The sequence below is a fragment of the Nitrospirillum goiasense genome (assembly GCF_034427435.1).
GTDB lineage: Bacteria > Pseudomonadota > Alphaproteobacteria > Azospirillales > Azospirillaceae > Nitrospirillum.
Window position 1 is genome coordinate 1,001,711 of record NZ_JAXQNP010000004.1, and the last position, 16,187, is coordinate 1,017,897.

Below are 16,187 nucleotides of genomic sequence, written 5' to 3' on the forward strand. Positions count from 1 at the left end.
TGATGCTTTCATGTCATTTTAATTTTTCAATTTTCCTTTCTACCGCAAGGACGCGTCGATCCCCGGCTTGGCGTCGTCCCAACCAGAAACGGCCACGCCCTGTCCTGTGGGAGGGGTGAATGGCCCCTCTTGACCTGATGGAGCCCCTTTATGCGCCGCCTGCTTCTGCTCAGCGCGTCCGTCCTGGCGCTGGCCGCCCCCATGACCGTCCCCTCGGTCGCCCGCGCCGCGGACGGCCCGGCCGCCGATACGCCCGCCGCTGATACGCCCGATGCCGCCGCCGAAGCCACGACGCCAGAGGTGGTGGTCAGCGCGAACCGGGAGCGGGGCACGGCCACCAACCTGGCGGTCGGCCAGGCCTCGCTGTCGGCGGTGCAGCCGCAATCGCTGTTGAACAGCCACTTCATCCAGGATGTGGCATCGCCCATATCCGACTATCTGGCCATCGCCCAGTTCGCGCCCAGCACCAGCAATTCCAGCCCCAACGGCATGGGCCTGTCCAGCAAGAACGCCACGGTGCGCGGTTTCCAGGACGGTGAGTACAACGTCACCTTCGACGGCATCCCCTTCGGCGATCCCAACGCCTTCGGCCATGCCACCACCTCGTTCTTCCCGGCCCCCACCCTGGACCATGTGGTGGTGGACCGCGGCCCCGGCACCGCCAGCACGGTGGGCAACGCCACCTTCGGCGGCACCATGGCCCTATCGTCCAGCACCCCGGCGGAAAGCTTCGGCGGCAAGGCCATGGTGGGCTTCGGCAGCGGTGGTGGCTTTGAAGGCAATGGCGCCGTGAACACCGGCGCCATCGCCGCCACCCAGGGCACCCGCGTCCTGCTGGACTATGACCACACCCAGTCGGACGGCTTGCTGGATTATGCCGGCCTGAACCGCGACAACGCGCTGATCAAGGTGCAGCAGCCGGTGGGGGCCAGCACCACCGTCACCCTGTTCGCCGATTACAGCGACCTGACCTGGAACAATTTCACCCAGCAGACGCGGGCGGCCACCGCCAAGTACGGCAAATCCTTCGCCAACCTGAACGACGACCCCAATTCACAGCAGTACAAGGACTATAACGTCGACCACCGCAAGGCGGACTTTGAATATATCGGGGTGCAAAGCGACCTGGGCTTCCTGCGCCTCGACAACAAAGCCTACACCTACGCCCTGGATGACAAGGCCATCGCCGGCGCGGACCAGACCGGCGCCACCCCCAACGCGGCCCTGCTGTCCAGCGGCGTGCCCGGTGTCCATAACCAGGGCTATTACCGGGCGTGGGGCGACATCGCCAAGCTGGAAAAGGACGTGGGCGAAGGCTTCTTCACCACCACGATCCGCACCGGCGTCTGGGCGGAGCATGCCCGCGACACCCAGTTCCAGCAGTCCTACAACCTGTCCACCGGGGTCATCACCGCGCTGACGCCCTACCGGAAATTCGGCAGCGTCATCAACAACTACATCACCGAAAGCGACACCACCCAGCCCTTCGTCGAGCTGGAATGGCATCCGCTGCCGGACCTGACCATCATTCCCGGCTTCAAGCACATCGATTTTTCGCGCAGTTTCCAAGGCCCGCTGAACTTCGCCCCGTACAACAACAAGGGGGATTACAGCGCCGACCTGGGCTCAACCATGGTCAATTACCGCCTGAACGACCAGATGGCGGTGTACGCCCAGTGGGCCATGGGCTTCCAGGCGCCGCAGGTCAGCGTGCTGGAAAGCACCGGGTCCAGCGCCAACCGCGTCAGCCCGCAGCAGACGATCAATTACCAGACCGGCTTCGTCTATAAGACTGACCGGCTGGTGGCCGATATCGACGGCTATTACATCAACTTCCGCAACAAGGTCAGCAGCGACCTGGAAACGGTGAACGGCATCGCCAACACCACGGTGTATTTCAACCAGGGCGGCGTCATCTACAAGGGCATTGAGGCGGAGGTCACCTACACCCTGATCGATGGCCTGGCCGTCACCGCCAACGGCAGCCTGAACAGCGCCGCCGTCAAGGCCACCGGCCTGCAGATCGCCAACGCCCCCAGCAGCACCCTCGCCTATGGCCTGATGTACGATAAGGACAACTGGTTCGGGTCCTTCCTGACCAAGTATGTCGGCACCCGCTATGCCGGCACCGGCCAGCGCGCCGACAACAACCCCAACGTCAAGCTGCCCGACTATCAGTTCAGCGACGTGGTGGTGGGGTACAAGATGGGCGACCGGCTGAAGGTCAGCTTCATGATCAACAACCTGTTCAACAACCGTACGGCCACCGAAGGCAGCGGCAACCTGGCCAACCCCACCTTCTATTACCTGCCGGGCCGCAACTACATGGGCACCGTCACCGTCGGCTTCTGACGGCACCCCCTGTCCGCCATCTGCCATCCGACGGAGCGACGCCGATGTTGAAGAAGATGCTGCTGGTCTCGACCCTCCTGCTGGCCTGGACCACCGGGCCGGCGCAGGCCGCCGGGCCCAGCGACGCCGTCTACCCCTATCTCGGCATCGACTGGGGTGGGGAGGTGTTCGTGGGCGCCGCCCTGCCCTTCGGCATGGTCAAGGTGGGGCCGGATATGGAGACCTTCGACGGTTTCCACATCGGCTCCGGCTATGCCGGGACGGGGCGGGTGCTGGGGTTCAGCCACCTGCACCTCAGCGGAGCCTCGGGCAAGTACGGCAACATCCTGGTGGCCCCCGTCACCGGCGAGGTCACCCCCGCCGACATCAAGTCGGTACGGGTGGATGAGGTGGCTAAGGTCGGCTATTACGCCGCGACCCTGACCCGCTACCAGACACGGGTGGAGCTGACGGCCACGCCGCGCGTGGGCCTGCACCGCTACACCTTCCTGGCCGGTGGCGACGCCCATGTCACCGTCAACCTGGCCGCCATCCTGAACAAGGGGCCGGGATCGGAATCCCAGAAGTTCCTGGGGGCCGACCTGAAGGTCATCTCCCCCACGGTGGTCGAGGGTGTGGGCCGCTATACCGGCGGCTGGAACGAGGGCGGGGAGTACAAGGTCTATTTCCATATGGAGGTCGACCACGCCCCCGCCCGGGTGCGCACTTGGGCGGGCGGGTCGCCGTCCCCGGATGCCGCCGCCACGGTGGACGGCGACCAGCCCATCGGCGCCAGCTTCGATTTCAATGCCCAGCCGGGCGAGGTGGTGCAGGTGAAGGTGGGCCTGTCCTTCATCAGCGCCGCCCAGGCCCGCCGCACTGTGGAGAAGGAGGCCCCCGGCTGGGACTTCGACGCCATCCGCGCCCAGGCCACCGCCGCCTGGGACAAGGCGCTGTCGCCCATCGCCGTGACGGGCGCCAGTGATGACCAGCGCCGCCAGCTGTACACCGCCCTCTACCACACCATGCTGATGCCCTCGGACCGCACGGGGGAGAACCCGGGCTGGACCTCGGCCGAGCCCTATTACGACGACTACTACACCCTGTGGGACACCTTCCGCACCTCCGGCCCCCTGCTCACCCTGATCGCGCCGGAGCGGCAGCGCGACCTGGTGCGGTCGCTGGTCGACATCTACCGGCATGAGGGCTACCTGCCCGATGGGCGCAGCGGCAACGACACCGGCCGCACCCAGGGCGGCAGCAACGCCGAGGTGGTCATCGCCGACGCCTATGTGAAGGGCCTGACCGGCATCGACTACAAGACCGCCTATGCCGGCATGCGCAAGGATGCGGAGGTGCCGCCCCAGGACCCACGCAAATGGGGGCGCGGCGGCCTGATGGAATACAACGCCAAGGGCTATCTCAGCCTGGCCAATGAGCGCTCCGGCTCCCGCACCGTGGAGTACGCCTACGACGACTTCGCCATTGCCACGCTGGCCTGCGGGCTGGGGCGACGCGACGAGGCCAAGCTGTATGCCCAGCGCTCCGGCAACTGGGCCAATTTGTGGGACCCGACCTTGGTGAAGGAGGGGGTGAAGGGCTTCCTGCGGCCCCGCAACCCGGACGGCAGCTGGGCGGAGCCCAACACGCTGAAGCGCGGCACCTGGCCCGACTTCTTCTATGAGGGGGATGAGTGGACCTATTCGCTGTATGCGCCCCATGACGTGGCGCGGCTTGTGGCCCTGTCCGGGGGCAAGGCCGGGTTCCTGCGGCGGCTGGACACGCTGTTCCTGAAGCGGCATTTCGACATGTCGAACGAGCCGGGATTCCTGCTGCCCCTCTATTACAACTGGATCGGCCGGCCCGACCGCACCGCCGACATGACCGTCTACGCCCTGGAACGGGAATTCCTGGGCACCCATGGCGGCATTCCCGGCAACGACGATTCCGGCGCCATGTCCAGCTGGCTGATCTTCCAGATGCTGGGCTTCTTCCCCGTCGCCGGCCAGGACGTCTACCTGATCAGCACCCCCAGCTTCCCTGAGGCTGACCTGGATTTGGGCGGGGGCAAGCACTTCCGCGTCATCGCCCATAACCTGGATGCCGAGCGGTTCAACCGCTACGTCCAGTCCGCCACCCTGAACGGCCGGCCGCTGGAGACCAACTGGTTCCGCCATGGCCAGATCAAGGACGGGGGCGTGCTGGAACTGGTCATGGGGCCGGAACCCACGCGCTGGGGGACGGGCACGCCGCCGCCCTCCCTGTCCGACCCGACGGCCGACCCCACTGGCGACCGGCCCATGCTGTGTGTCCCAGCGTCGCAGCCCTGAGGCCGTCACGGTCCTGAAACCAAACGCGGTTAAGCCTTCGCCCCGAACCCTTTCGAGAAAGCCTTCCCATGCCTTTCCCCCGTTCGCTGCTGCTGGCCGGCGCTGCCGCCTTGTCCCTTACCGCGTGCGCCACCCAGGCCCCGGAGAACAAGCCCGCCGCGGGCGCGGTGGCCATGAACCAGATCCAGGTCATCGGCACCCACAACAGCTATCACGCCGGCATCGCCGCCAGCGAGTCGGTGCTGTGGAAGAAGACCCGCCCGGAACTGTACGCGGCCCTGGATTACCGCCATCAGGATCTGACGTCCCAGCTGTCGGCCGGGGTGCGCCAGGTGGAACTGGACATCTTCGCCGACAGCAAGGGCGGACTGTACGCCCACCCCGCCGGCCCCGGGCTGGCGGCGCGGGCGGGCCTGCCAGCGGACCCGCCCTTCGATCCCAACCACCTCATGGACAAGCCGGGCTTCAAGGTCATGCATGTCCAGGATGTGGACTACCGCAGCACCTGCCAGCCCTTCACCGCCTGCCTGGCCGAAATCCACGCCTGGTCCAAGGCGCACCCGGGCCATGTCCCCCTGTTCATCCTGCTGGAAACGAAGGAAGAGACCTTGTCCCTGTCCTTCCCCACCGTGACGCCGGAGGCGCTGACCCCCGCCAGCCTGGACGCACTGGACCGCGAGATCCTGTCAGTGTTCAAGGCGGATGAGATCATCACCCCCGACCGGGTGCGGGGCGATGCCGCCACCCTGAACGCCGCCGTGCGGACGCACGGCTGGCCCAGCCTGGAGGAAGCGCGGGGCAAGGTCGTCTTCCTGCTGGACCAGCGCAATATCAGCGCCCGCTATCTGGAGGGCCATCCCAGCCTGAAGGGGCGCGTGGCCTTCACCAACGCCCAGCTGGGCCCTGACGGGGCCGCCAGCGACGATGCCGCCTTTATCGAGATGAACGACGGCCCCGGCGAGGCCATCACCACCCTGGTGCGGCAAGGTTACCTGGTCCGTACCCGGTCGGACGCCGACACCAAGGAGGCGCGGGCCAACGACACCCGCCGCCGCGACATGGCGCTGGGCAGCGGCGCGCAGATGGTCAGCACGGACTATCCGGCGTCCGAACCGGCCGCGACCGGCTTCGTCGTCAGCCTGCCGGGCGGCGGGGCGGCGCGCTGCAACCCGGTGACGGCCGGCGCAAACTGCGTCAGCCAGGGGCTGGACCGCTAAAGGCCGCCGGCGGGGGACAGCACCCTTGCCAGGGGCCTGAAACCGTTATCTATTCTTGCTGCTGACAAGAACATCGGAAGCGGCAGGCGATGAAGATGATGACGCGATGGGCGGCACTGGCCCCCGCCCTGGCCTCCACTTTGGCCCTGGGCACGGCGCTGAGCCTCAGCATGAACGGCACGGCGTTCGCCGCGGACGCGGGCAGGCCGGCCTCCGGCGCCGAAAGCGTCACGGTCGACCTGACCCGGCCCGACTGGGTGGCCTTCCGGAACCTGTACCAGCAGTTGGTGCAGACCAACACCACCCTGTCGTCGGGCAGCTGCACGGCGGCGGCCCAGGCCGTCGCCAACCGCCTGACCGCCATCGGCCTGAAGAAAAGCGACGTGCGCGTGCTGGTGCCGGAGGGGCGGCCCAAGGACGGCGCGCTGGCCGCGGTGCTGCCCGGGAGCGATCCGGCGGCCAAGCCCCTCCTGCTGCTGGCCCACATCGACGTGGTGGAGGCCAAGCGCGAGGACTGGCAGCGTGATCCCTTCACCCTGGTGGAGGAGAACGGCTATTTCTACGGGCGCGGCAGCAGCGACGACAAGGCCATGGCCGCCGTCTTCGCCGACCTGCTGGTCCGACTGCGCCAGGAAGGGTTCCGGCCCAAACGCACCATCAAGCTGGCGCTGACCTGCGGCGAGGAAACCAGCGACACCTTCGACGGCGTGCAGTACCTGCTGGCCCATGACCGCGACGCCCTGGACGCGGAATTCGCCCTGAACGAGGGGGCCGGCGGCCGCCTGGACAAGGATGGCAAGTACCTGGCCCTGGAAATCCAGGCGGGGGAGAAGGTCTACCAGGACTTCACGCTGGAGACGACCAACCCGGGCGGCCACAGCTCCCGTCCCAGCAAGGACAACGCCATCTATCACCTGGCGGCGGGCCTGAACCGGCTGGCGGCCTTTGACTTCCCCGTGGCGCTGAACCCGGTGACCAAGGCCTACTTCACCGCCCTGTCCCCGGTCATCGGCGGTGCGGTCGGGGCCGACATGATCGCCATCACCAAGGACAACCCCGACCCGGCGGCCATCGCGCGCGTCAGCCAGGATCCGGGCTGGAACAGCACGCTGCGCACCACCTGCGTCGCCACCATGGTGACCGCCGGCCACGCGCCCAACGCCCTGCCCCAGCACGCCCAGGCCAACGTCAACTGCCGCATCCTGCCGGGGCAGCCGCTGGAGGAGGTGCGCCAGACCCTGGTGAAGGTGCTGGACGATCCGGCCATCAAGGTGACGGCGGTGGGCCAGCCCAGCCCCGTCTCACCCCCGCCAGCCCTGACGCCCACGGTGCTGGACCCGGTGACGGAGGTCGCGGCCAAGATGTGGCCCGGCGTGCCGGTGGTGCCCACCATGTCCACCGGCGCCACCGACGGCCGCTTCCTGAACGCCGCCGGCATCGCCACGTATGGCCTCAGCGGCATGTTCCGCGACCCCGACGGCAGCGGCGTGCACGGCCTGAACGAACGCATCCGCGTCCGCTCCCTCTATGAGGGGCGGGAGTTCCTGTACGCCGTGGTGAAGAAGTACGCGGGGTGAACGGTAGGCGGGGGCCCCCGCCCTCTTGCGAGGTTATCCACGGTTGCGCTTCTCCTGGCTGTCGGCCAGGAGAAGCATTGTCATGTGCCGGTGCCGTCACAAATGACAATGATTTACTGTCCCCAGCGGCCGGTACGGGAGATGGCGCATAGGTTGCCAGGAAAATGCAGCCTCGCAGCACCATCATCAATCTTTAATTGATCCCCTGAGAGCAAACCAGCGCATGAAGGCGCCCCACCGCTTCGAGACCAAAGGTATAATGCATTTGTCATATTTCTACGCCGAATGAATTAATGTATAATTCAATAGCTTTTAGAAATTTCGAGAGAAAAAATGGCTCCGGATGGCGAGATATGATCTTTCAGGCTGTCTCTAGATTGATTAACCCCCATGTTTATAGATATCCAAATCCAAAAAGAGACATTATTGTACATTATCATATTTACAAAAATGCCGGGACAAGCATAGATCATCAGCTTGAAAAAATATATGGACGTAGATGGCTTGAATTTGAGGGAAATTCAGATAAATTTGCACTTACTGCGAGCCAATTAGCGAATTTCTTCAAGGAAAACTTAGACGCCATCGCCATATCCTCCCACAAAGTTCGGCCACCAACACCAGGATCACACATCCATCCCATTGTTCTGCTGCGGCACCCTATCGACAGAGCGCGGTCCATATATCATTTCGGACGCAGAGATCCTGCCCAGCACGACCACGCCGTGGCCAGCACGAACGACTTCCGTGGATACATTGAGTGGTCTTTGGACACGCCGGGCGTGGGTGTGGTTCTACGCGACTACCAAGTCATCCATCTTTCATCGGCCTCGTTCCGGTACAAGAACATCCAGGATGCCGAAGCCACAGCGGAGGATTTATCTGAAGCGATTGGCTTCCTTAATAGTTTGTCGGCCTTCGGTATCGTGCGGGAATTCGATGCGTCGTGTGGTTTATTTAACCACGCTTATCGCCCCTTCTTTCCGGACCTGAATCTGCAGCCGGTGCGCGAGAATAGTTCCACGGAAACCGCACTCACGGAGGAGGAGGTCCTTGAAAAGGCGCGATCGGAGCTGGGAAATAGTCTGTATCAAAGGCTGATGGCCGCAAACAGCCAGGACCTCGCCCTCTACAACTATGCTCGAAAAAGGTTTAGAGACCTACTGGCACACGCTGGTCTGGTGTGAATCGGCATGGAATAAGGGCTCTGACTCAATTTTGATGAAATCAGGGTGTCCTTTTGTGATCGCTTTTCCAATGGGATCAAGGCGATGCACCCAAAGATATTCCGCTCAACATTTGTCCTTCCCGGCATGGAGATCATCGACGTCGCTGATGACGGCACGGTGATCCGGCTCAGCGTCCGTTCATCCAGTGCTGTCAGCCGTTGCCCTGGGTGTGGCTCGCCGTCCCGCCGGGTTCATAGTCGCTATCGACGCCGATTGATGGATCTCCCCGCCGCCGGTCGCACGGCTCAGTTGACCCTGCTCGCCCGCCGGTTCTTCTGTGATGCGGTTCTGTGCGGTCGGCGCGTCTTCACCGAACGGTTCGATCCGACCATCCTGACGCCTCGGGCCCGCCGGACGGCGAGGCTGGACAAGATCATTCATCACCTGGGCCTGGCGCTGGGCGGCCGACCGGCGGCGGCGATGGCGCAACGGCTGATGATGCCGGTGAGCAACGACACGTTGCTACGCGTGGTTCGCCGCCAAGGCAGTCCGAAGTTCGTGCCGCCGACCGTTATCGGGATCGATGACTGGGCTTGGCGCCGTAACCAGCGCTACGGAACCCTGATCTGCGACCTTGAGCGCCGCCGGACCATCGCGCTGTTGCCGGATCGCGAACCCGCGACCGTCCAGGCCTGGCTTGAAGGCCAACCCCAGGTCAGCACCGTCGCGCGGGATCGCGGGGGCGGCTATGCGATAGCAACCGCCAAGGCCTTGCCGGACGCGACCCAGGTGGCCGACCGCTGGCACTTGATGGAGAACGCCAGCCGCGCCTTTCTGGATGCCGTGCGCAAGTCGATGAAACAGATCCGCGTCGCGGTGGGCGCCACCACCATCGATCCCGCCCTGCTTACGGCGGCGGAGAAGTTGCAATACGACGGCTACGTCCGCCGTGAGGAAACCAATGCCGCCATCCAGCGGCTGTCCAAGGAAGGCATGTCGATCCGCGAAATCGTCCGCCGGACGGGCCACAGTCGCGGCCTGGTGCGGAAAATCCTGCGTGGCCAGAGGTCGGACATCTTCCGTACGCGGGAAAGCTCCCTTGAGGTGCATCTTCCCTGGCTGGATCAGCAGTGGGCGGCAGGCCACCACAATGGCGCTGACCTCTGGCGCCGGTTGCAACAGCAGGGATTCCGGGGCTCCCTACGGGTGGTCGCCGAGTGGGCGACCCGCCGCCGCCGGGCTGATCAGATGGGGGCGGAGGCCCTGAGCCGCACGCCGTCGGCACGAACCATCGCCCGGTTCATGACCCTGGGGCGGGATGCCCTGACCAAGGCCGAAACCGTCCTCGTCGCCGCGATTGAAGGAAGTATCCCCACCTTGGTCGATACCAGGAACGTTGTCGCCGACTTCCAGGGTATGATCCGGCGCAAGTCACTCGCCGACCTCGATCCCTGGTTGGAGCGGGCCAAAGGCGGCCTGGTCGCGTCCTTCGCCAACGGCATCAACAAGGACCGCGCAGCCGTTGCCGCTGCCATCACGTCGCCTTGGTCCAATGGCCAAACCGAGGGGCAGATCACCAAGCTCAAACTCGTCAAACGCCAGATGTACGGTCGCGGGAAGCTCGACCTGCTCCAGGCCCGCGTAATCGGCGTCGGATGATCTGGCCATCACCAAAATTGCGTCAGAGCCCCTATTGGGCGCCGATACGGGGTCCCGTTACGCCGCCGATTGACAGGTCTGGAACATCACTGACAAGAGGAAGCGCGCTCGCACGCCATGACAGGCTGCTGGCGTTGCGCGCGCGCCTCAAACCAAGGGTTCCAGGAACCCCGTATCATTCCCCCACGGCAACAGTCGGGGACGGATTTGCCGCTCCCCCGTTGATGTCGACCGCATGCAAATCCACGCCGAGCATCGGAATACCAACCAATCCCTGGACGATATGGCTGGAGGCGACGTCGAAAATCAGCGCCTCATCGTACCAGTGATGCTGCACGTGATCCTGCTGGGAGCCATTGGCGATGGCGCAACAGACTGCGTATTGACCAGTAGGCAGGTAGGGCATCTCGAAGCGGAATTCCGCATACAACTCCTGCCCTACCTGCACGGACACGGGGTCGCTCTCGTAGCGCAAATACGTGTTGTCGCCGAAGAGGTTCTGTCCCAAGCGGTCTCGAATATAAAAGCCTACGATGGGGGATGACAGCTCATCCGCCACACTGCAGCGTATCTGGAGAATGACCTCCTCGCCGCCGTGCATGATCTGCAGGGGCATCCGATCACTGCTAAGGAAGCGGACACTTTCGATGGTGGCGCCGCGGCGGCCGTACCAGCTGGCTTCCGGATCGAAAGAGAACACCTGGATGGGGTTCACGGCCTTGGGGAGGCGAACCGCCGGAGCCGACGCTTCCTTGGACCGGCGCCGGCCGCCAATCTTGAAAGAGGCGCCATTGTCCCGCTCACGATCAAGGGAGGCCAGGTAGTTATCGCAGACCACCTTAGCGTCACCCACCTCCTGCACCTCGCCACCGTCGATCCAGATGGCGCGATCGCACAGGGACATGATGGAACTTGGAGAGTGCGACACGAAGATCAAAGTGCCGTTCTCTCGGAACTTCCGGATGAAGCGCATGCACTTCTGGGTGAAAGCCGCGTCGCCCACCGCCAGGATTTCGTCCACGATCAGGATGCTGGCGTCCACATGCGCGGCGACGGCGAAGGCCAGCCGCGCGTACATGCCGCTGGAGTAGAGCTTGACCGGCAGGTTGATGAAGTCGCCGATGGCGGCGAATTCAGCAATGGACTGGAACCGGTCCTCGATCTCCTCGCTGCTGAGCCCCAGGATCGCGGCCGATAGGCGCACGTTTTCCACCCCAGTGAATTCCGGGTTGAAACCGGCGCCCAGCTCCAGCAACGCGGCGATGCGCCCACGGGTGGTAATGCTGCCGGTCGTGGGCTGGATGATGCCTGCGGCCAATTGCAGGAAGGTGGACTTGCCCGCCCCGTTACGCCCGACCAGGCCAACGGATTCGCCCTTCCTGATCTCCAGGCTGACGCCCCGCAGCGCCCAGTACTCCTCATAGAAGCGACGCCAGCGAAACAGCATCTGCTTCAGGCGGTCCTCGGGGCGCTTGTAGATGAGATAGGCCTTACCGAGATCGTCGGCCTTGAGAGCGATTTCAGAGGACATCAGCGAAAGCCTTCCGGCTACGGGCGAACCAAGCGTATCCTAGGGATGCGATGAACAGCGCATAGACCCAGAGCCCCAGGTAATCGAGCGGATCTGGAAATTGCCCCAGGAAAAGGGCGGCGCGTATTTGCTCCAAGGTCAGCGCGATCGGATTCAGCTTCATCACCGGCTTGAACGAGTCCGGCACGGTTTCGGCTGCATAGAAGATGGGCGTCAGGAACATCAGCAGTGATGTGGCGACCCCGACGATATGGCGCATGTCGCGGATGAAAACCCCCAGGGATGCAAGGAACCAGGCCACACCCAGCGTCGCAACGGCCAAGGGCAGAATGATGATGGGAACATAGATCAAACCGAACGACAGCGACCCCATGGTTATAAATTGCGCGACCAGCAGGATCACCAGGCCAAACCCGGCGTTCACGGTATTGACCAGGATGCTGACGATCGGAAGGATCTCCAGCGGAAAGATCACCTTCTTGACATAGGAGGCGTTCTCCAGAATCAGCGTGGGGGCGGCGTTGACCGTCTCGCCGAAGATGGAGAACGTCACCAGCCCCGAAAAAATAAGCAAGGGGTAGCTGGTGGACGACAGGGAGCCTGACCAGCGCGAGTGAAAAATCTGAGTGAAGACGAAGCCATAGACCGCGAAGGTCAGCAGCGGGGTTAGGATGGACCACACCATTCCCAGCATCGTGCCCTGCCATTTGGCGCTGAGCTGCCGGGCCGTGAGGCGCAAGATCAAACGCCTGTTGGCGTAAAGACGGCTGATGATTGACGGCGACGTCACTGCGGCGGTGGACATCAATAGGCCTCGGACAGAATACGCTACTCGGATTAGCGGAACCACCAGCGCACAAGAGGCACCGACGCGCCCCCGCCATCCAATGGCATGGAAACTCAGGGGCCGGGTATACGACGTCGCCGGCCAAGACTCAAGCTAACCCGCCCCCCTTTTTCAGGATCACCAGAACCGAACATAGTGCCGGTGACCGTGCCGATCCGCCCCGCCTTGCACCAACGCGCTCAGCCACAAGGTGATTCCAACCCGCCCCTCTCCGAGGTGGTATCAGAAGATTATACGCGCACATGTCCGTCAAACCAGGGTGAGGAACGGACAGCGTCAAATTAGACAGGTTCGATCAATCTGCAGGCTGCGGCACCTAATCTGTGGAGCCTAACCTAGGCATGACAGAACTATCCCCGGCGGACGCGCTCCGACATCGTCAAAGCGCGACAGTGGGCCTTTCCGAAAAGGTTGAAGGTTGCTTACGGAAAGGAAAGCCCTTCTTCGCCAGGGCATGTGCCAAATTAATGCAGGGCCGCTCCACCAACCTCCAGGATAATGCCGCCAGACCCAAGGCAATAATCATAGCCACGGCTGCATTTAAATGCGGGCCACTATGAGGAAACAAAGTGCGGGTAATTTGTTGAGAGGGCCAACCGTAGAGGTAAACTCCATACGATAAGTCATTCTGAAGCGGGAACCGCAATGCAACGCGGCTGGTACCAAAAAGCAGCGCTAAAGTAATACCTACCGTACTAATCATGATTGGGAATGCGGGCGTACCACGGGTAAGCAACATTAAAAATATCGATACAAGCAAAGTCCATTTAGTAAATTTAAAACTGTCATGAAGCAAATAATAGAGACCACCAATAAAAAATATTATGGCGTGCGACGGAAAATCGTAGTTCCCAAAGGTATCTTGATTGTTTCCCAGAATAGGGATAGCACCCGGGCAAATCGCTATTAACAATATAGAGGAAAATAACGCTATCTGTATTATCTTTCGACTCACAGCAAGGCCAAATAGGCCAAAGAGAGCCAGCACAAAATACAACCGGACCTCTAGAGTAACAGACCAAAGAGAACCATTCAGACCCTGATAAGGATGGTCAGAAAATATTCCGGGGATGACATGCTCATTCCAGACCGCAAGGCTATTCATGTAAAAATAACGCCAAGCCTGTGACTGAGAAAAAACATAAAAAAAGTCCTGACCTCCAAAAATTGGCGCCACTAAAAAAGTAACAATAGCACAGCAGACAATGAGGCCTGGGTAAATGCGCATTACACGTTTCAAGACAAAACCCGAAAGATCCGGCGTCTCAACCAAACTTTTTAGAACTAACGCACCACTCAGAAAAAAAAATATGTCTACGGCGATAGACCCGCTATGAGCAACTCCCCCCGTATAGGCAGCAATAACATCCACAAGACCCGGAGTGGGCGATATGGCATGCGAATGAGCATATATAACAGCCAGTGCTGCGAACAATCTTACCAGATTAAAGTTGTTCTTTTCTTTGTTGAAAACATCAAATCCACTGGCCGCTGAAGATATCATTTGTTCCAACTTCACGAGTGCTCGGATAGGAATGTCGAGCGGCGTATATAACATACTCTATCAATGCGACGTAGCGCTGAATCCAAACGCTGTGCCCCGCTCCACTCCCCCGGCCCGCTTTCGTAGGCCTGACCGTCCCAGCTCAGTCTGGCTTGGGATCCCAAAGCGTAGCCACGACCACCACCTCTCCAGAACGGTCCTTGATCGGATAGGATTTCACATCGACCAAGTGCCCTTCCTCCCTCAACTGGGCCATCGCGCTATCAAGAACCTTGGGCTGCAAAATGATCATGTAGTGCTGGCGCGCCCCGGCTGAATTGATGCGCTTGATCAAATCATCAACGTTTCCATTGGCCCAGACCTCCTGGCGGCCGCCCGTTGCCACCACGAACCCCATCCAGTAGCCCCACTGCGGGAATGCGAACACCGTATCCGGGGGTGCATCGAAAGAATATGCCGCCAACCGATTGATGGCATCGGAATAGACACCCACGCCGCCGGTGACTTCGAGTTGGCGGTAAAGAAACGCATCCCGAGCCGTGTGCGCAAGGGCGATAACGCCCAGGCTGGCAAGGGCTAAGCCGCGGAAGGGGATTCGGATTCGCGGGTTGCGTGGGCCGAGCTCTGTTGCCAATGCGGCAACACCCACTATCCCAGCTATGGCAAAGATGGGCCCGAGCATCACGTAATGTTGATAGCCCAACGGAGACCCCATGAAGGCCCCGAAGCAGACGTGCGTGACCATCACCGCCAGCAGCATGACGGCCAATACAAACGAATTCTTCAACGGACCGATGCCCTGGCGCCACCGTGCGCCCAAACCGACCCAAGCGATGGTGGCAACCCAAGCCAGAACCACGAGCCAGGCGCCGTAATCCAACTTCGACGTCAGAATGGCATTGGTGTTGGTATTCTGGGAGGGCATCCCAGCGAAAAACAGTCGCTCGATGGGATTCCCACCAAAAACATGAAATATGACGTGGAGCGTGTAGCTTACACGGTCCAGCAGCGTTTCCTTTTGGCCATTCATGACTCCGTAAGAGTTCTGCAAGGAACGCAAATTTTGGAGCCAGCCCTGCATCCCTTCCTGCGCGATAATGGACGCGTGCGCATAAATGTATGGCAGGTAGCCAATCACCACGCCGACAACATACCATATTCCCGGCCGCAGCACCGGCCTGCGCTGTAAGCGACAAAGGTAAATCAATACGGCCAAAATAACTGCGGCATAAAGCGCGAATATGAAATAGAAGAATGCACTCAGGCCAATTAAAACTCCAGCAAAAAAGATTTTACCAAATCTTCTATCCTCATTCAGGGAGCGACTTAAAATAAGAACGCCTGGAAGAAAAGCTAAAAGAGGAAAAAGCTGAAGGTAATATTGAGTCCGCCACGCAAATATAAAAGCGGGATCTATGGCGAAGACGGTAGTAGCAATACTGGCCCAGCCCCGGCTTCCTGTTCCAAAAAGGATCAGAGAATAAACGACAAATACCAAAGACACGCCAATGAGCGCATGATAAATGCGCAAAGCGGTGACGCCATATCCAAAAAAACTAAAGAATACTGCGGCAATATACCCGGTGACATTGCCGCCATACAGAGAGTTTAGCAAAGGATATTTATAACCCGGCGCAAAAATATTATCCTGGTATATCCATGCAGGAACCCAACCGCGGGCATGTGTGACAAAAACAGAAATATAATCTGGATTTACCGAATCCATATACAAACCAGGAACATCCGGATGCAGGCATGCAACCATCAAAAAAAACAAAGGGGCGATCCATGGTGAACCAAGGATTCCGTCTATAATAATCCGCACTTCTTGCCTCAGCGCTGTTGGAAATTGCGACATTATTATTCCATTCCCAGGTTTAGAATTTGCGCTGAGCTGATTAATAAAAATTATATCAGCCAACTCGAGTTTCTCTCTACAAGAGACGACATACCAAAAGATAATTGCATCCTGTTGACGATCACACGCCCTCTAAGCGCTTCTTGACGGTGATGGGCCACGCA

The 16,187-nt window shown here is 61.0% G+C and carries 10 protein-coding genes; 6 read left to right on the forward strand and 4 right to left on the reverse strand.

The features are described from left to right. The first annotated feature begins 150 nt into the window (after positions 1–150). The 6 genes from ULB03_RS26175 to ULB03_RS26200 all read left to right on the forward strand — a co-directional run bounded on the left by ULB03_RS26175 (position 151) and on the right by ULB03_RS26200 (position 10,283). Positions 151–2,352, forward strand: coding sequence for a TonB-dependent receptor (locus tag ULB03_RS26175; protein WP_322486014.1), 2,202 nt, complete (start codon positions 151–153; stop codon positions 2,350–2,352). Between the two features lie 44 nt (positions 2,353–2,396). Then, positions 2,397–4,661: a GH92 family glycosyl hydrolase gene (locus tag ULB03_RS26180; RefSeq protein WP_322486015.1), complete on the forward strand. Its 2,265-nt coding sequence runs from the start codon at positions 2,397–2,399 to the stop codon at positions 4,659–4,661. 68 nt (positions 4,662–4,729) lie between these two features. Then, the gene (locus tag ULB03_RS26185; RefSeq protein WP_322486016.1) at positions 4,730–5,878 is read left to right on the forward strand and encodes a phosphatidylinositol-specific phospholipase C1-like protein; all 1,149 of its coding nucleotides are present in this window, start codon (positions 4,730–4,732) and stop codon (positions 5,876–5,878) included. Positions 5,879–5,973: 95 nt separating this feature from the next. Then, a complete protein-coding gene (locus ULB03_RS26190; protein WP_322486017.1) occupies positions 5,974–7,455 on the forward strand; it encodes a M20/M25/M40 family metallo-hydrolase in 1,482 nt (493 codons plus the stop codon). Positions 7,456–7,808: 353 nt separating this feature from the next. After that, positions 7,809–8,642: a hypothetical protein gene (locus ULB03_RS26195; protein WP_322486018.1), complete on the forward strand. Its 834-nt coding sequence runs from the start codon at positions 7,809–7,811 to the stop codon at positions 8,640–8,642. Between the two features lie 84 nt (positions 8,643–8,726). Then, a complete protein-coding gene (locus tag ULB03_RS26200) occupies positions 8,727–10,283 on the forward strand; it encodes an ISL3 family transposase (RefSeq protein ID WP_322486245.1) in 1,557 nt (518 codons plus the stop codon). Between the two features lie 175 nt (positions 10,284–10,458). On the opposite strand, the gene ULB03_RS26205 is transcribed toward ULB03_RS26200, so the two are convergent. The 4 genes from ULB03_RS26205 to ULB03_RS26220 all read right to left on the reverse strand — a co-directional run bounded on the left by ULB03_RS26205 (position 10,459) and on the right by ULB03_RS26220 (position 16,023). Further along, positions 10,459–11,814, reverse strand: a complete 1,356-nt coding sequence (locus ULB03_RS26205) for an ABC transporter ATP-binding protein (RefSeq protein ID WP_322486019.1) — start codon at positions 11,812–11,814, stop codon at positions 10,459–10,461. Beyond that, the gene (locus tag ULB03_RS26210) at positions 11,804–12,619 is read right to left on the reverse strand and encodes an ABC transporter permease (protein ID WP_322486020.1); all 816 of its coding nucleotides are present in this window, start codon (positions 12,617–12,619) and stop codon (positions 11,804–11,806) included. Before ULB03_RS26210 ends, ULB03_RS26205 begins: the two co-directional genes overlap by 11 nt. A 421-nt stretch (positions 12,620–13,040) precedes the next feature. Further along, positions 13,041–14,165 carry an acyltransferase family protein gene (locus tag ULB03_RS26215; RefSeq protein WP_322486021.1) on the reverse strand — a complete coding sequence of 375 codons (1,125 nt, stop codon included), beginning with the start codon at positions 14,163–14,165 and terminating at the stop codon, positions 13,041–13,043. 142 nt (positions 14,166–14,307) lie between these two features. Further along, the gene (locus tag ULB03_RS26220) at positions 14,308–16,023 is read right to left on the reverse strand and encodes a hypothetical protein (RefSeq protein WP_322486022.1); all 1,716 of its coding nucleotides are present in this window, start codon (positions 16,021–16,023) and stop codon (positions 14,308–14,310) included. Between the last annotated feature and the right edge of the window lie 164 nt (positions 16,024–16,187).